We start from the raw sequence: 17,241 nt of genomic DNA on the forward strand, positions 1-17,241 counted from the left end.
AACAAACCCACAGCAGAAATGTGATATCTCAATGGTAGCGGGAAAGGGGAAAAGAGAAGAGTAGACAGGCAGGCGCGAAGGGTGAAAAATAATTAAATTAGTCTGTTTGATACTGAGCAAATCTATCGCAACGGTTTAGAATTCAGACAGAAACCGCCATTTCCCCCATTCACTTTGTGACAGTTACCAGGTTCTTGCGAAAAACGGGTCTCGTGCGCCGACAGACTCATCTCGCAGTCACGATATTTCCAGATGAAGCCTCTGCTTTTCAGGCATATCGATTGCTGCACTACTACGGCATTTCTCCCGAACATTTGGCGATCGTGGGCAAGGGTTATAGCAACCCTGACCACATCGGGTTGCTCAGACCGATGCAAATTGTTATGCGTCAAGCGCGTAGCTGGTCAATCGTGGCAGGCACGATCGGTTCGCTGATTGCTTTTGTGCTGGTTTTAGTGCAAAGTCACGGCTACAGCAACCTCGATAGCCTGAAACCTCTATGGCTAATCCCGACTGCTGGGGTAGTTAGCGGGTTTTTTGGAGCCTTTGTGGGCGGACTGTTTGGCCTGTTTGGCGAAGGCACAACCGTTAGTGTTTATCGTCATCACCTCAACCGGGGGCAATATCTGCTGATGATGGAAGGACCCGAAAAACTGGTGCGCTGGGGGCAAGAAGTGTTGAGCCAATATTCTACATCGCGATCGTCTTGAGCATAGATAGCCAGACCGCCGAACAAGAGCAATTCGATCGGGCCATGATGCGGCGATGTCTGGAACTTGCCCAAGCCGCGCAGGGTCAGACGGCACCTAACCCATTAGTTGGGTCGGTGATTGTGCAAAACCAGAAAATTGTAGGCGAAGGGTTTCATCCCAAAGCGGGCGACCCTCATGCTGAGATTTTTGCCTTGAGAGACGCTGGAGAACTTGCCCAAGGTGCAACACTCTACGTCAATCTAGAACCCTGTAATCACTATGGGCGAACGCCTCCTTGCTCTGAAGCGGTGATTGCGGCAGGGCTAAGACGGGTGGTGGTGGGCATGGTCGATCCAAATCCTAAAGTAGCGGGTGGAGGTATTGCTCGACTGCGGGAGGCAGGAATCGGGGTGACGATCGGCGTAGAAGAGGCGGCGTGTCAAGCATTAAACGAGGCATTTGTCCATCGCATTCTGCACCGCCGTCCGTTTGGCATTTTGAAATATGCCATGACTTTAGATGGCAAAATCGCCGCCACAACCGGGCATAGTAGTTGGGTCACCGGAACGGCATCGCGACAGCGAGTCTATCAGGTGCGATCGACCTGTGAGGCAATCGTCGTTGGCGGTAATACTGTTCGCAAAGATAATCCTCATTTGACGACTCATGGCGCGACTGCTCACAATCCTTTACGAGTGGTGATGAGTCGATCGCTCGATCTGCCCACAAGTGCAAACCTTTGGCAAACTCAAACGGTTCCGACGCTTGTTTTGACAAGTTTGGGAGCGAATCCAGATATTCAGAAACGCTTAGTTGACCAAGGAGTCGAAGTCATGGAGCTTGAGCAGCTAACTCCATTTGCAGCCATGACACATTTGTACGATCGCGGCTTATCTGCTGTTTTATGGGAGTGTGGCGGCACGTTGGCAGCTCGCGCGATCGCTGATGGCTGTGTGCAGAAAATTCTGGCGTTTATTGCGCCCAAAATTATTGGCGGCATCGGTGCCCCTTCACCCGTCGGCGACTTAGGACTGATGGACATGACTCAAGCACTGACTTTAGAGCGAGTCCAATGGAGCGCGATCGAGGGAGATTATTTGATTGAAGGGTATTTAAACTTGTGAATTAAATAGAACCCTACATTGTTCAAGCTACATTTTATACCAATTTTGGAAGCAATTGCGACGGATCGTTTAATCCGACGGGGCACGGCATGCCATACCCCTACGCTTTTTGTACGGACATGGCGCTGCCGTGTCCTCATGCGAATCGGTCGCATTCACAAATCAAATTGGGATTAGTTTTAGCCTTTCGCCCACAGCCCCTAGCCCTACCGGACTCTGGCTCCCTCTCCTGCGGGAGAGGGCTGGGGTGAGGGTAAATCCGGGTCTTATTTAATCCACCATCTTTAACGTTGAGTTGGGCACTGTTTTGTCAGCGCCCCGATCGCTTCGATTAACTGCCCAATATCCAACGGTTTAGGTAGATGAATTTGATAGCCTGCGGCAAATGCTTGCTGCCTGACATCTTCATCCACATAGGCAGTCAGCGCGATCGCCGGAACATTGTGACCTGCTTCTAGGGCACGAATTTCACGCAACATTTCATAACCGTCTTTTAGCGGCATTGCAATATCGCTGATAATCAACGTCGGGGTGAGTTGTTGAAAGGCGGCGATCGCCTCGTCTGCTGAGGTTGCTGTGGTGATCGTCGCGCCTTCGTTTTCGAGCAAAAATTTGACGAATTCAAGGCTATCGGGTTCGTCATCAACCACTAAAATTTGCAGTTGGTCAAAGCCTTCAGAAGCGCCATTTTGAGGATCAGAGAGCGGCAAGCAACAGTTGACGAGGGGCAATCTTGCCGTGAAGGTTGCACCTTGCGCGTCTCCTTGGCTCTCAGCTTGAATCGTGCCGTTGTGAAGTTCGATCAGTTCGCGTACGATCGCGAGTCCGAGTCCTAACCCATCTTGCGATCGAGGAACGTTGGTTTGAGCTTGCCTAAAGCGATCAAACACATAGGGTAAAAAGTTTGCATTAATGCCCTTTCCGGTGTCTTTCACACAGATTTCTGCCTGTGAGTCTTTTTGCGTTAGCGTAATCTCTACTTGACCATTCTCTGGAGTGAATTTGATTGCATTCGTCAACAGATTCCAAATCACTTGCTGTAGACGATTAGAATCTCCTAAAACTTCGTTCGCGGCGTGATCGATGTTTGATTTAATTTGAATTTGTTTTGACTCAGCTAAGGGGCGAATCATGTCGATCGCGGCTTCAATCACAAAGGGCAGATTGACCAACACGCGATCCATTCTCAGGTTGCCTTGCACCATGCGCGAGATATCGAGCAGATCTTCGATCAGTTGCGATTGAGTTTTGGCACTGCGCTCGATCGACTGCAACGCACGAGTTAATGTCGCTTGATCAGAAGGTTTAGTTTGCAATAGCCGCGCCCAGCCAAAAATTGAGTTGAGGGGCGATCGCAATTCGTGAGCAACGATCATCAAGAGTTCGTCTTTGCTGCGGTTTGCGGCTTCGGCTTCTTCGCGGGCAGCTTGAGCTTCTCTAAGTAGCTGACCTCGTTCAGTTTCAGCTTGTTTACGATCGGTGATTTCCAACACCATCACATTGATGCCGAACACGCGATCGTCCGTATCTTTCTGGGGATAGTAACTAACCAGCCAGTGACGCTCTACTCCAGGTTGGGCACGATTGATCCCACTCACCTCTAAATCAAGAATCGGTTTACCCGACTCAATCACTTGTCGATAGATCGGCTCTAGTTGATCGACCATCTCTGGCACGACCTCCCGCAGGGTGCGCCCAATATGCTCAGACACAGGCAAGCCATTAATCTCGGCTAACCGCTCATTGATTCGGACAAATTTGAAATCGGTATTGATGAAGCATAGCCCAATAGGAGCGGCCGTATAGATCGCTTCAATCTCTGCAAATTGCTGCCGGGCTGTTTCTTCAGACCGCTGACGTTCGTCTTCGGCGCGCAAGCGATCGCTGACATCTCGCCACGCCATCACCAGCCCATCGCCTAATTTTGATGCCCGCACCTCATAGGCTCTGGAAAGATGCTGCCCTCCAAATCGGTCTGAATATTCCAGTGACTCTTCAAGCATCGGTTCCCCGGTTTCGACGACGCGGCAGTGTGAGGCAAACACGTCACTGTCTCGATACGCCGGAAACAGTTCACGCGCCGTTTTGCCAACATCTTTAGCGGTCAGGCGGTTGCTTTCAAGGGCGGCTTGATTGTAGTAATCAATACGAAAGTCGATAATTTGCCCAGTGTCATCACGAATTGCTGTGTGAATGCCAAAGCAATCGAGCATGGTTTCGATAGAGGCGCGGAAGCTTTCTTCACTGTGTTGAAGTTTTCGGCGCAGTTTGGCATTCTCGATCGCGCTCCGCATCGCTAATCGCACGTCGTCGGGTGTGAGTAGCCCTTTGACTAAATAATCTTCGACCCCATTTTTGAATGCGCTGGTGGCGGTGACAGCATCGTTATCACCGCTGACCATAATCACAGGCGGGCAATTGCCATCGGTCTGCGCTTTTAGTTGGGTCAAAAACTCAAAGCCATTAAAGTCTGATAGCTGAATGCCGAGCAAAATTCCGTCAGGAACCTGAACACGACAGAGGTTCAGCCCTTCGGCAGCGGAGTCAGTTTCTAGAATTTGATAAGAGATTTCAGAATCAGCGAACAAATACCGTCTAAAAACAGAGCGATCGCTTTCAGAATCTTCGATGATCAAAACGATGCGTTGCTCTGCCATATACACTCATAACCTACGCAAAGATCAGTTTTTGGTTTTTCCTCACGGGTTGAGGTTGTAAACATCACTTCTGCATTGCATTTAAGAACAAGTCGAAATCGATTCACAAGCCTTGTCATCATCTCAACGACCAGAACTTTTGAGCCTTGCGGTGAGGGAAGCTGACTGTCTGTCAGGGTGCGACCTCTATCTGATGTCCCAAGAAAACTCTCGGTTCTTTGTTCCATGAGGTTTTTGATAATTTATTGTGGAAGTCAATGAGTAAATTTAATATCTGCTTTGAAGAAACTCAAAAACCTTTTCAAATATAGATTACAGGCATTTTGTATCAAGTAGAGGTCGCACCCTCTGTCAGGAGAGTCGCTCACTGAATCGAGTTGTAAATGGTAGTAGTTTTGGGTGGCAATCGGACGGTAAACGTTGCCCTTTTGCCGGTGCCTTCACTCTTCACAATAACATACCCGTAAGTTCCTAAACTAAAAACCTATCTTACGATCGAAGGGTCAGGAACCTTGGTATCCAGGGTCACTGCAAGATGTTAAGGTTAGGGTCAGTTCGACGAGTTTTTTCGCTTCGTTCTTCAGCGCTTCAGCCCCCAAATCCCCTAATTCTGAGGGACTTTAAGCCCAGACTTTAGGTTCAAAGTCTCCCAATTTTGGGGGATTTAGGGGGCAGCCCGGATTGGCAACCGTAGCGAAAAGCTTCATCGAATTCACGTTAAGGTTAGCGAAACTATAGCCGCAAAGCGTGGCTACGAGACATCATCCGACTCGGCTCAACCTGAATTGTTGCCTCTGCTAGTGGCAAAGTCCGAACAGCGTGGGTGTAGACATTGACCTGATAAACTTTGCCGTTATCAACATCCAACCCCGTCAGCCAACCGCTTTTAGGATGGTAAGCGCCCGTGTCAATGCCCAGCCAGCCTTGCCCACGCGCGATCGCACCCGGAATCACGCCCGGAAACGTAAAGGTGATGGTATGCCCGGTGATAATCAGCTTATTAGCAAAATAGGGCTGAGGGCTGCTGTGAAATTCTTCTCGAATCCAGCAAAATTCATGGGAGGTTTGCTGCTCGATCGTGAGATTAGGATGAACGCCTGCATGTACGAGCCAGAGATCGCCCAAGTCTAAATAATTGGGTAGGGTTTGCAGCCACTCGATATGTTCTAGTAAGATTCCGGCATCGCCATAGCTGGCAACGGTTGCCCGCCCGCCACTTTGCAACCAGGCTTGCAGCGCTGGAGCGAAAACTTGACCGTTAGGAAAAGATTCGAGTAATAGCTGCTCGTGATTGCCGAGTATGCATTGATAGGAGCTATTTTTGACAAACTCGACCACTTGAGAACTTTGAGGGCCCCGATCGATCAAATCACCCAAGAAATAAACCTGATCTTCAAAACCGGGCGCGAGCGCCTCCAGTAATGTCATCAACCCGTTGTAGTGACCATGAATATCACCGATGACAATGCGACGAGGAGAAGTAAGGTTCATGCGATCACTTTTCTTAAACAAGAGGGGGAATCTGAGAAAACTGGGCCTAAATTTTTGGAAGCCGACTTTTTGAGCCTAGTGATTTCTACATCATCAGAACTCATGATCCGGGTATCCATTCAAAATAGGTGTAATAGGTCAATCCAATGCTGAAGCGTCAGTCAGCTATTAACCTTGCTACTTAGGACGATTATGCCTTGACCTACCTAGCAACCCACACTGCAAGTAGCAAAAAACACAGGAACTCTGCGAGAACTTCATCTTCCTAAAGCTCTCAAAAACTGTTGCAAACTCGAAAACAGGTTTTGCTTAGGAGCTTGCGCTCCCATCGCTTTAGCAAAGATTTCGTCTAGCTTCTCAGAATCGGGCTTTTCGCGCTCTTCGGCGATCGCTTGATAGACTCCATCAGTCTGCAACCAAACCTGCCAAGGCGACGGATAGCAGCGCATTAGAGCCGTTTGATCGTCGAGAGGACGCAAGAAATAGCACGGCTCGATCGTGCTGAGAAAGCGATCGCGCAGTTTTCGCCCTGCATAGCCGATGCCAATCGTCGCCACATCTTCTAATCGAGGATTGAGCAGCACGATCGGGCGATCGCCAACCGCGTTACAAATTTGCTCAACGGGCGCAACTTCTACGGAACTCGGCGCAATAAATAGATAAACTTGGTCGTCTGGGTCAATATAGTCTTCAACCGGGGTGGTTTGCCGCGACCCTGCTACATCTAAGCTGCGAATCTGAAAAGGCACATCACCCCAATCTCGTTTTGCCAGGGCTGCGGTGCCAGCATCGGTGAAAAAAACTTTTAACCCCGCTCCCAAATCTGCAAACGCAGGCACAAACTTTTCTGCCACAGGTAGAGGTTTGAGTTCGGGAAACAGTAGCTCGACTTGCAGACGAGAATAGCCTGCCGCGATCGCCGCTTGGGTCGCAATTTGGGCTTGAGCGATCGCGTCGTCGAGAGTTTGAGGAAGTTGAGCCATTACAAAAAGTCAGAAGGTACGAACTGCGAGAAAAAGCAGATTTCTCGTCACAAAGAACGGTTAAATGATGGAGTGATCTGCTTTCTCCTACACTACTACACCCCCACCCCTAACAATGCTGAGTTCAACCAGAGAACTGCTAGAGACGGCACAACGAAATATCTATGCGATCGGGGCCTTTAATGTCTATAACCTTGAAGGCGTGAAGGCGGTCATTGGTGCAGCAGAAGCAGAACAGAGTCCGGCAATGCTGCAACTGCATCCAAGTGCGCTGGTGTATGGAGGGTTTCCGCTCGTGTCGCTGTGTTTAGAGGCGGCGCGATCGTCCACGATGCCGATCGCAGTTCATCTCGATCACAGCACCTCAGCCGACGATATTCGCATGGCACTCGATTCGGGGATGCTGTCAATTATGGCGGATGGTTCTCACTTGCCCTATGAGCAAAATGTGACGTTTACAAAAGAAATGACGCAATGGGCGCACGAAAAAGGCGCGATCGTAGAAGCAGAAATCGGCAGAATTAGCGGCACCGAAGATGGTCTGAGCGTTGCCGAAAAAGAAGCGAAGATGACCGATCCCGATCAAGCGGTAGAGTTTATCAAGGCGACGAAGGTCGATGCGTTAGCGGTGACGATCGGCAATGTCCACGGAGAGTATAAGAGCGCACCTCGATTAGATTTTGCTCGATTAGAAAAGATTCGTCATTTAGTCGATGTTCCGTTAGTGCTGCACGGCGCATCAGGGCTGCCAGAATCGATGATTAATCGCTCGATCGAGCTAGGAGTCTGCAAGTTTAACGTCAACACCGAAGTCAGACAGGCTTATATGGAAACCCTTCAGCAAGGACTCTGTTCGTCATCGCTTAAAGATCTGCTCGACTCAATGGCCGCGACGATCGAGGCAATGCAATCTGTCGTAGTGGAAAAGCTACGGCTATTTGGGTCTTCTGGCAAGGCACATCTGCACCAATCGCCCTACGCTGAGATGCTTGCGGCAAAAAGACATTAGCACTTTTTGCCCCTACTTCTCCCATCTCCAATTGGGGCGGTTCCATTCATAAACGCCTTGAATCTCATATTCATTGCCGTTCTCAAATCGGACGGTGCAGTTTGTGCTGAATTGGTTCTCAGCAACCCCATCTTTATAAAGGGGGCTTTGGGTTTCAGTAATGCCAACCACCGTGCAAGAAAACCACTCTCGGCTGCAAGGCCCAGTGTCTTGCACCCACTCCCACAGCCCGTTAGACAGCTCAATGCGATCACCCACTTTTAGCCACACCGATTCTTCTTCATAGTCAGCGAGATCAGCCGCAGTAATCGTTTCTAGCCACTGAAGCCCAAAAGAATCTCGAATAAACTGCACGGTGCCTGAAGTGCGATCGTGCAGCCAGTCATTAAGCAGCGTGGTTTTCCAAGATTTGTTTTGCTGCTCTTGAGCTTTGATAAATTGAAACAAGGCTTGACGTTGATCAGAGGTCAGTGCAGCCAGGGGATTGAGCGCTAATCTCTGATCAGGGGATGATTCACACAGTCGCTCTCTCAGCACAGCAAATAGAATCTGCTGTTGAGCATCGTTTAAAGGATAGCCAGCCGTTTCACAGTGACGAAGGGCAGTTTGCAGGGCTGCTTCGATCTCAGCTTGGGTCATGGGCAAACCGATAAAGGGAGCAATAGGAACTCTAAGCCCGTCATTCAATCCCAATTATGACAGAAGTGTCGTTTAGCTTACATCGCTTCTGAGTCGTCTCAAGATTGGTCTAGAAGCGAGAGCGCTAGTTGATAAATTTGCCGCCGGGGGAGCGAGGTCTGTTGGGCAAGCTGACGGCTGGCATCAGAGCGAGAAAGCCCTTGATCGAGCAGACTTTGTAGCTCAGACTTTAAAGCGGTTTCTGATAAGACGACTTGCACCGATTCAGCGCCAGCCACGATGATCGTATATTCTCCTTGAGGTTCTCGCTTGAGATAAAGCTCGATCGCTTCATCAACCGTGCCTCGCCAAAATTCTTCGTGCAATTTTGTTAATTCTCGTGCCAAAGTGATTGAGCGATCGCTCCCTAACATATCTGCTAAATCTTGCAAAGTAGCTCTCAATCGATGAGGAGATTCATAAAAAACGATCGTCCGTGATTCAGAGCGCAAGCTTTCTAAGTGAGGGCGACGGGCTTGACTTTTAGCGGGCAAAAATCCTTCAAAGATAAAGCGATCGCTGGGCAAACCCGATGCACTCAACGCCGTGATCACGGCGCTGGCTCCCGGAATCGGCACGACCGTAATCGCTTCATCAGCACAGGCTTTGACTAATTCATACCCTGGGTCAGAAATTCCGGGCATTCCCGCATCACTGACAAGGGCGATCGAGCGTCCTTGCTGCAATCTTGACAGTAGCTCTGAGGTGCGAGTTGTGAGATTGTGTTCGTGATAGCTGATCTGAGGTGTTTTAATTTGAAAGTGATGCAGCAACTTTCCAGTATGTCGAGTGTCTTCAGCCGCAATCAAATCGACCGTCTGCAAGATCCGCACCGCCCGAACGGTCATATCTTCGAGGTTGCCGATCGGAGTGCCCACAATATAAAGAGTTCCAGCATTTGCATCCATAAGGGCGATCGTAGCGTGTTGAGACAATGAGAAAACACGGACTTTTTATTGGAATGATCACGCTTGATTTGATTTATCTCGTCGAGCAGATGCCAAACCGCAATCAGAAAATTGCAGCGCTCAGCTCCACGATCGCGGCAGGCGGCCCAGCAACCAATGCAGCCGTCGCTTTTAGCCATTTAGGAAACGATGCCACACTTTTAGGAGCCGTGGGTGCCCATCAAGTTAATCATTTGATTTTGGCAGATTTGCAGCAGTGTGGGGTGACGATCGCTGATCTCGCTCCAACTCGAATTGATTCGCCTCCGGTGTCGTCGATTATCGTCACTCAATCAACTGGAGAACGAGCAGTCGTGGCAATGAATGCGATCAAGTCTCCCCTTAACGCGAGTTTATCAATGAACTTAGACGAAGTTGATATTGTCTTGATTGATGGACATCAGATAGAAGCGAGTGTAACGATCTCTCAACGCGCAAAACAGCAAGGCATTCCGGTTGTCATCGATGGCGGTAGCTGGAAACCAGGATTTGACCAAGTGTTGCCCTGGGTCGATTATGCAATTTGTTCTGCAAACTTCTATCCACCTGATTGCCACAGATCTGAACAAGTGTTGAGCTATCTCGCTAAGTGGGGAATTTCTCAGATTGCAATCACGCGGGGGGAAGGCGCGATCGAGGTTGTGAGTGAAGGCGTGAAAAGCGCGATCGCCGTACCCAAGGTTGAAGTGATCGATACGCTTGGTGCAGGCGACATTTTTCACGGTGCTTTTTGCCATTTTATTTTGCAGTCTGACTTTTTTAGTGCTTTGACTGAGGCAGCTAAAATTGCTGCTTATTCCTGCCAGTTTTTTGGCACTCGTGAATGGATGTCTGCAAAACGTGGGTGAAGCAGACTTTAAAATGAAGTAGTCAACGGCTTAAAGAGAAATAACTTTATGACAGTTCGACAACCGCGATACAGCAAAGAAGAACTTGCTCAACGCGCTCACGAGATTTATGAATCTCAAGTGCGCGCTGCTTTGCAGATGCCGCAAGGGTCGCAAGTCGAAGCAGACAACTTCGGCAAAATTGTAGCGATCAATATTGAAACCGAAGCCTTTGCGATCGCTGATGATATTCTGACTGCTACGAATAGGTTGTTTGAGAGACTACCTGATGCTCAACCTTTCGTTCGTATCGGACATCGAGCCGTTCATCGTTTCGGCGCACGGAGCCTTAGAAAGTCTAAAGGTGGCACAGTCACGATCGAAGCACTGAAGTAGGTGAAGGCGATTGGTTAGGTAGAGTCTAATATTGCATTGAAGTGGCAAATAGACGAAAACTGGGAACAAGCAATATGCGGTAACAACTTTGTGTAAGGAACTAGCGTTACTCTCATGAAATTAGATCGAATAACTACCAATTCAAATCGGATGAATGGACAGCCCTGCATTCGCAATTTTCGTCTTACCGTTCGTCGAGTAATTGAGCTACTGGCTACCTATCCTGATCGAGAAGAGCTGCATCAAGAATTTCCAGAACTCGATATGAAGACATCCGGCAAGCCTTAATTTTCGCATCGTCCTACTTAGACGATCGTATCGTCGAGTTACCTAACCACTATGAGACTGTTGCTTGATCAGGGATTATCTTCGTAGTTTGCCACTGTTGCCTAATGTCTAACAATATTTCTCTGACCGTAAGTGAGGATGTTTAATTTGGATACTCTGCCTCGTGATCTGCAAGAAATTCTCGCGATCGCCCAATCGATCGGTTGGGGCGCTGCTGCAATTCTCTTAGACGCACAACAAACTTCATTTAGCATTGAGCAAGCGGGTGAAAGCCCCGTGACAACGGCTGACTTAGCTGCCAATCAATACATTCTTGATAATCTGCAAGCAGCCTTGGGAGTGCAAGATTTCGCCTATTTAAGTGAAGAGACGTTTAAATCACAGCCGATCGCAGACCGACTCGATCGCCCCTGGGTTTGGATTATTGACCCCCTAGACGGCACCAAAGACTTCATCAATCGCACTGGGGAATATGCCGTTCACATCGCCTTGGCTCATCAAGGTCGTCCTGTTTTGGCAATTGTTGCCTGTCCTGAAAAAGACAAGCTCTATTATGCGACCTTGGGCGGCGGTGCATTTGTTGAAACTCGTGAATCAGAAACCTTTCACTCTCAGCCCGTCAAAGTCTCCACTAAAAATCAGCCTGAAGAATTAACGATCGTGGCAAGTCGCAGCCATCGCGACGATCGATTTAACCAACTCATGCAGCAATTCCCCTGCAAAGATCAGCGTCAAGTCGGCAGTGTTGGCGGCAAGATTGCAGCGATCGTCGAGCAGCAAGCCGATGTTTACATTTCGCTGTCTGGCAAATCTGCCCCTAAAGATTGGGACTTTGCCGCCCCAGAGCTAATCTTGACCGAAGCAGGCGGAAAATTTACTCACTTTGACGGGTCGCCTCTGCACTATAACCAAGAAGATGTCAGTCAATGGGGCGGCATTTTGGTCAGTAACGGGCAGTGTCACGAAGCGTTGTGCGATCGAGCCGTTAGTCTTTTAGCGGCGATCGACCAATCCCAACCGTTTTAAGTTCAGCATCTAAGTTCTGCTGGCAATCACTGCATAAAAAGGGTCGCCGCCGGGCAGCCCAAACATTTGAAAGAGGCTCGGCGTTTGCGACTGTTTAGCCACGACTTCGGGTTCTGTAAAGCCAGGAATCGCTTTGAAATAGTGCTTGACTAGCTCAACTCGGCTGGCTTCAGAACCGTCACGCCAAGCAGCGATCGCTTTTTGATAAAACATCCGATTTGAGAAGCTAATAATGGCAATGCCGCCCGGCTTGAGAATGCGATGAATCTCAGTAAAAATTGCTTCTGGATACTGCACGTACTGCACAGACACCGTATTTAGCACCACATCAAAAGACTGATCCTCTAAGGGCAACTTGGGATTTTGATTGAGATTTTGCACAAAGTAATGATCAAACCGAGGGTTACGCGCCAGTTCTTCTGCATTTAGCCCGTGCCCTTCAACGTGAGCAAACTCGATTTCTTCTGGCAAGTGAGAAACCCAACTGCTCATCATGTCAAAAATGCGAGTGTTTGGCTTTAATCGCGATCGATAGAGTTCTGTCAACTGCTGAATAAAGCCTTCATCCACATGAGTGACAAACCGAGGAGCATCATAAAACAGCGTATCGTCTGTGTCGTCAAGCTTGGTGCGCTGGTTTGAGTTGAGCAACATGGTAAATCAGCAGAGGGTTAAGAACTTTGTATAAAGTTATGTTAACAAATTCATGTTGCTCCTCATCATTCCCATTAGAGAGCTTTTAAGTGGCTCGAATCACCTCAGCGATCGTCTGTGACACAACCTCATTGCTCCAATAGCTGCCGTGAGCTTCACCGCCCCACAAAACAGGAATCAGCCGTTGTTGAAAGGGTCGATTCAAGAAATTGCCCTTGTCGGTGATTACATCCTGAGTCTGAACATATCGACTGGATTCATTGAGCAATAGAGGAATGACTCCTTCTAATGGATACGCGATCGGATCACCGGGATGAGCAAAATTTCGCCAAGGAATCGGCTTTTTCTTTAAGTTATAAAGCTGTTCTAGCAAGTTTTTAAGATCAGGAGACAAATCATGAGTGCTGGCACCGCCCAAAGTGCCGCTAATCGTTAGCAAGCTAAACAAAGAGATCGGAGAACCCATCGTGTGAATGCTGGTGATCGGAATGCCAGTTCCTTCAACAGGAGGTAGCCCAAACAGCGTATTCCGAATCTGTTGAACGGTTTGCCGAATCTTAGGATCTAGTCGGGTGTCTTCCCATCGAGCCGCAAACAGGAGGTCAAAGAGAATGACCGTTCCCCAGCTATGAGTCACGAGGTGCAAGCGATCGCCTGGAGCAGTGTTTTGCAACACCCCTAATACATCTTGCTCAAATCGCTGAACGACCTGAGAGCCAACGTGCCGACTTAAATAAAGGGCTGCATCGCCCACAAATCCTAAAACCTGTTGGGTGCGAAAGTCTTGAAACCAAAAATCTGACCACTTAGGCGAGGCTTTAAATCCATTCAAAAGCTCGTCTTGAGCCTCTTGATTTAAGTCTCCCCAGAAAAACACGATCGGTTTTAACACTCTCGACTGATCGCCCACCGATGACTTGATGCGATTAAACAAGCTATCTGCTAACGCTCTAAAGTCTGCTTGTTTACGAGTCTTAACCCCATGAACAAACAAAATGTAGTCAGTCGGCATACGGAGTACCTCCTAAGAGCAACGTTCATCTTCTCTAGAGGATAATGCGTATCGAGGGCGACGATCGTGATCTTTTATGGTGATTAACGTCAGTTCGATAAGTTCTTTCGCTTCGTTCTTCAGCGCTTCAGCCCCCTAAATCCCCCAATTCTAGGGGACTTCAAGCCCAGAATTGAGGTTCAAAGTCCCCCAATTTTGGGGGATTTAGGGGGCAGCCCGGATTGGCAATCGTAGCGAAAAGCTTCATCGAATTCACGTATGATTGGTTTCAAAACAATGGAAGATTTAGCACGACTCCAACCCCGACAATAAAGCCATCAAAGTTGATTCGAGAGTCAGAAGAATGACCAAAACTAAACCCACTAAAGACATTCAATTGACTTTGTGAAGTAATGGTATAAGTTAAGCGCGCAACCAGTTGGTGATAAACATCGTCTCGCGGTTGTTGCGTAAAGTGTGACCAGGCAAGTTGATAATCGATCGCCGTCTGAAAGCTGGGCGACAAGCTATAGCTCAAAGACGTGATAAATGAATTGATCAATCGAGACCGATCGTTAGGTTCAGCAAAACTAATCCGAAATTGATAAAAAGTATTCAGTGACAACTTTTTAGACAGCGCATCTTGGCGGCTCAACTCAAACCGAATCGCATTGTCATTCAAAAAGCGATCGCCTCGAAGGGCATTTTTTAATCCTTCTCTTGTGGCAAATAGCTGCTGATTACTCCAGCCAATTTCCCCAAAGGTGCGAGGGGTAAGCCGTTGCAAAACGCCCGCCCGAAATCTTAGCTCGTTGTAGTTGAGATAGCCTAAATTGCTATAGCGAATTAGATTACCGTCGATCGAAGTGACTAAATAAGTGTTGCGCCCGATCGCAGGAGCATAAAAAACGGTTAAGCCCGATCGGATCAGCCCATCATTAACCGGGTCAACGCCTGAAAATACATTTGTCGTTCTAAAATAATCGACTCTGGCGATCAAATAAACTGAGGGTTGCCGCGCTGCCGAAGGTAAAGGAAGGGGTTCTAAAATGCGCTCTCGCAATCTTGGCAACCCTAACTCTGGGTCAATTTCTTGAGCGGGTTTAGCGAGGATTACTCCTAATTCTGGGTCTTGCGGAGCAGTTGGCGTTTGATTAGTTAGAACTTCACCCATCAGATCAAGCGGCACTTGGCTAAGGGCTGGTTTGTCTAGATCGAGCGTCAACCTACCCGATGAAAATTTACAGCTAGATTGAGCAGACTGCAACTTCCAGCAGACAGACTGAGCAACGGGCAGAGGGCGACTCAGCCGACTCAACTTCTCAGGGGTGAGAGATTGCGAAATTTGGGTCGAAAAGCTGCGAAGCGATCGAGTCTGAGTGGTAGTCAGTGGCGATCGCTCGTTTTTTAACCGAGTAGGGAGCGGTCGATCAACCTCTGCCAAAAGTAAGCTGTCTGAGTTATTTATCTTAAGAGATTGGTTTGAATTAGACAAAACCTGCTCAGGCAACTTCGCTTCAGCTTGATCTTGACGTTCTACAGAAGTTAACCGCTCAATTTCAGGTGGTTTAACTTCAGGATGAACTTGCTTAAAGCTTGCAGATGATCGGGCTGTAAGCAAAGACAAAGACCACGCTGGACTCATTCCCATCAAAACTATCCAGAAAACAAGCTGCCCTAGAAAGGGTTGCGGCAAATAGCAAAGCCGCTTTTGATTCCACAACAATTGACGCACAGGAAAAGAAACCGTCACTTTACTTAAATCCGTCTGGCGATCGTCCGCGTAAAAACACTAGAGCAGATCAACCTAATCTACCGAGTCTTTGCGGAACATTGTCTCACCTGTTATACCCTCATTTGTCTATTTGTCTAATTACCCAAACTCGTCTGATTTGCGATCGAGACTTTTTCAAGCTTCCTAGCAAAGCCCACAGGTTTCGACATTCGAGTTAAAGTACTGGTAAAGATAGAATAAAAGTCTGTATTTTCACCTAAATGGGTTAACGCGGACGCTTGAAGTTCATGTAAACTTTAAGTTACAGGGGCCTCAGCATCTAAGTTATCTCAGTGGAGCTTGATAGCTTCGATGCCCTCTCTGTTCTTGGAGCGTCTATGTCTCGTAATTGGTTCCTCGTCGTCACCCTAAGTCTTTTAAGCGCTAGTACGGCAATCTTTCCAATGCCTGTACGCGCTGAAACTCCTTTAAAATTTGCTGATATTCAAGCGCTGCTTAGGCAAGTTCGTTTACTACCTAGAAACAAACCTGCACGCCCAGCCCGAGTTAATGAACGAATGCTTACGGGCGACGCACTCTCAACGGCTCGTTCTTCTAAAGCCGATTTGCGCTTTAACGATGGCTCTTTTGCACGGGTCGGAGAGTTAGCATTATTTCGGTTCATTCCTAACACTCGGCAGTTTAACCTCTCAAACGGCACTGCACTGCTGCTAATTCCGCCAGGGCGAGGCAGAACTACGATCAAAACCCCTAACGTCTCAGCGGGAATTCGCGGATCGGCATTGTTTGTGCGGGTTGACGATCAGACGGGCACCACGATCGTCGGTGCGCTCACCAACAGTGGAATCACGGTGACAGATAATGTGACCAATCGACTGGTAGAGCTGAAAGCAGGACAGATGGCAGTCGCCGATCCTAGAGGGTTGCGCTTATTTGATTTTGACCTCACCACGTTCTATCAGACCAGCAACATGGTTCGCGGGTTAAATTTAGAGAAGAAGCCTTCAGAGGCAAGTTCAGATAAAGATATTGCGGCAGTTCAAGGCGAAACGTCTGAGGCGCTCAGCAAACAAGAAAAAATTCCCGAAGAAGCGGTTGCTAAAAATCTAGACTTTATCAAGCTGTCTCCCCAGCCCTCTGGTTTCCCTGAAGAGAAAACGGCCACTCCGCTTCCCACTAATCTGCCTGCGATCGGAAAAGTTGCTCCAGACATCTTTGACAGAGGCACCTTGGGTTCGGGTCAGCCAACTTCATCTAACCCAGAAACTCCTAGAGTTGAACAGCCTGGCACTCCGCTCCCGACTCCTCCACTGCCTGATAATGTGGGACCAGGGACTGCACCTGTACCACCTCCACTGCCTGATAATGTGGGACCAGGGACTGCACCTGTACCACCACCTGATGTGAGTCCAGGATCTGCACCTGTAACACCTAGTCTAACTCCAATTCAAAGAGAGCCGACTACTGCCATCAAAGCACCTGAACCAGCACCCATCCTGCCGACTCCTGCACCTGTGAGTCCACCTATTCAGGTCACTCCAGCGCCAACATCTGCACCAGTAGTGCCCTCTCCCACTCCTAATTCAACTCCAACGGTTCCTGCAAATAATCCATCAAACTCAGCAGTTCCGACAACTCCAACACTGGCACCATCTCTAGCACCGACGATCGCGCCCGTGCTGCCTTTAGATGGCAGTTCAACACCTGCTCAAAGTTAACTACGCAATAGTTAGTAGGGTCAAC

General features: G+C 48.5%; 16 protein-coding genes. 8 read left to right on the plus strand and 8 right to left on the minus strand.

Annotation, left to right across the window (positions count from 1 at the left end; genetic code table 11):
• Nucleotides 1-176: 176 nt before the first annotated feature.
• Both BRW63_RS04145 and ribD read left to right on the plus strand, forming a co-directional pair.
• A complete protein-coding gene (locus tag BRW63_RS04145) occupies nt 177-710 on the plus strand; it encodes a hypothetical protein (protein WP_073069665.1) in 534 nt (177 codons plus the stop codon).
• A complete protein-coding gene (gene ribD, locus BRW63_RS04150) occupies nt 707-1,816 on the plus strand; it encodes a bifunctional diaminohydroxyphosphoribosylaminopyrimidine deaminase/5-amino-6-(5-phosphoribosylamino)uracil reductase RibD (protein ID WP_317615792.1) in 1,110 nt (369 codons plus the stop codon). The genes BRW63_RS04145 and ribD overlap by 4 nt, the downstream gene beginning before the upstream one ends.
• Before the next feature lie 284 nt (nt 1,817-2,100).
• Here ribD and BRW63_RS04155 read toward each other — a convergent pair whose 3' ends face one another.
• The 3 genes from BRW63_RS04155 to BRW63_RS04165 all read right to left on the minus strand — a co-directional run bounded on the left by BRW63_RS04155 (nt 2,101) and on the right by BRW63_RS04165 (nt 6,947).
• Nucleotides 2,101-4,473 (minus strand): hybrid sensor histidine kinase/response regulator, encoded by a 2,373-nt coding sequence (locus tag BRW63_RS04155; RefSeq protein ID WP_073069666.1) that lies wholly within the window; start codon nt 4,471-4,473, stop codon nt 2,101-2,103.
• A gap of 732 nt (nt 4,474-5,205) precedes the next feature.
• Nucleotides 5,206-5,964, minus strand: a complete 759-nt coding sequence (locus BRW63_RS04160; protein WP_073069667.1) for a metallophosphoesterase family protein — start codon at nt 5,962-5,964, stop codon at nt 5,206-5,208.
• Nucleotides 5,965-6,221: 257 nt separating this feature from the next.
• Nucleotides 6,222-6,947: a DUF1995 family protein gene (locus BRW63_RS04165; RefSeq protein ID WP_073069668.1), complete on the minus strand. Its 726-nt coding sequence runs from the start codon at nt 6,945-6,947 to the stop codon at nt 6,222-6,224.
• Nucleotides 6,948-7,062: 115 nt separating this feature from the next.
• Between BRW63_RS04165 and BRW63_RS04170 the strand changes: the two genes are divergently transcribed.
• A complete protein-coding gene (locus BRW63_RS04170) occupies nt 7,063-7,956 on the plus strand; it encodes a class II fructose-bisphosphate aldolase (RefSeq protein WP_073069669.1) in 894 nt (297 codons plus the stop codon).
• A gap of 12 nt (nt 7,957-7,968) precedes the next feature.
• Here BRW63_RS04170 and BRW63_RS04175 read toward each other — a convergent pair whose 3' ends face one another.
• Nucleotides 7,969-8,595: a hypothetical protein gene (locus BRW63_RS04175; RefSeq protein ID WP_073069670.1), complete on the minus strand. Its 627-nt coding sequence runs from the start codon at nt 8,593-8,595 to the stop codon at nt 7,969-7,971.
• A gap of 98 nt (nt 8,596-8,693) precedes the next feature.
• Nucleotides 8,694-9,569 (minus strand): 16S rRNA (cytidine(1402)-2'-O)-methyltransferase, encoded by an 876-nt coding sequence (gene rsmI, locus BRW63_RS04180; protein ID WP_317615793.1) that lies wholly within the window; start codon nt 9,567-9,569, stop codon nt 8,694-8,696.
• Between rsmI and BRW63_RS04185 the strand changes: the two genes are divergently transcribed.
• From BRW63_RS04185 to BRW63_RS04200, 4 genes are all read left to right on the plus strand, one after another.
• A complete protein-coding gene (locus BRW63_RS04185; RefSeq protein WP_073069672.1) occupies nt 9,569-10,429 on the plus strand; it encodes a sugar kinase in 861 nt (286 codons plus the stop codon). The genes rsmI and BRW63_RS04185 overlap by 1 nt on opposite strands.
• 48 nt (nt 10,430-10,477) lie before the next feature.
• Nucleotides 10,478-10,804, plus strand: a complete 327-nt coding sequence (locus BRW63_RS04190) for a hypothetical protein (RefSeq protein WP_073069673.1) — start codon at nt 10,478-10,480, stop codon at nt 10,802-10,804.
• Nucleotides 10,805-10,954: 150 nt separating this feature from the next.
• On the plus strand, nt 10,955-11,092 hold the full coding sequence (locus tag BRW63_RS04195) for a DUF433 domain-containing protein (protein ID WP_244913217.1): 138 nt from the start codon (nt 10,955-10,957) through the stop codon (nt 11,090-11,092).
• 147 nt (nt 11,093-11,239) lie between these two features.
• Nucleotides 11,240-12,118: a 3'(2'),5'-bisphosphate nucleotidase CysQ family protein gene (locus BRW63_RS04200; RefSeq protein ID WP_244913218.1), complete on the plus strand. Its 879-nt coding sequence runs from the start codon at nt 11,240-11,242 to the stop codon at nt 12,116-12,118.
• 9 nt (nt 12,119-12,127) lie between these two features.
• On the opposite strand, the gene BRW63_RS04205 is transcribed toward BRW63_RS04200, so the two are convergent.
• The 3 genes from BRW63_RS04205 to BRW63_RS04215 all read right to left on the minus strand — a co-directional run bounded on the left by BRW63_RS04205 (nt 12,128) and on the right by BRW63_RS04215 (nt 15,516).
• On the minus strand, nt 12,128-12,772 hold the full coding sequence (locus tag BRW63_RS04205) for a class I SAM-dependent methyltransferase (protein ID WP_073069674.1): 645 nt from the start codon (nt 12,770-12,772) through the stop codon (nt 12,128-12,130).
• Between the two features lie 85 nt (nt 12,773-12,857).
• On the minus strand, nt 12,858-13,784 hold the full coding sequence (locus tag BRW63_RS04210) for a hypothetical protein (protein ID WP_073069675.1): 927 nt from the start codon (nt 13,782-13,784) through the stop codon (nt 12,858-12,860).
• A gap of 268 nt (nt 13,785-14,052) precedes the next feature.
• Nucleotides 14,053-15,516: a hypothetical protein gene (locus BRW63_RS04215; RefSeq protein ID WP_073069676.1), complete on the minus strand. Its 1,464-nt coding sequence runs from the start codon at nt 15,514-15,516 to the stop codon at nt 14,053-14,055.
• A gap of 539 nt (nt 15,517-16,055) precedes the next feature.
• Between BRW63_RS04215 and BRW63_RS04220 the strand changes: the two genes are divergently transcribed.
• Nucleotides 16,056-17,216 carry a FecR family protein gene (locus BRW63_RS04220; protein ID WP_223257285.1) on the plus strand — a complete coding sequence of 387 codons (1,161 nt, stop codon included), beginning with the start codon at nt 16,056-16,058 and terminating at the stop codon, nt 17,214-17,216.
• Nucleotides 17,217-17,241: the final 25 nt, after the last annotated feature.

The organism is Phormidesmis priestleyi ULC007 (genome assembly GCF_001895925.1).
Taxonomy (GTDB): domain Bacteria; phylum Cyanobacteriota; class Cyanobacteriia; order Leptolyngbyales; family Leptolyngbyaceae; genus Phormidesmis_A; species Phormidesmis_A priestleyi_A.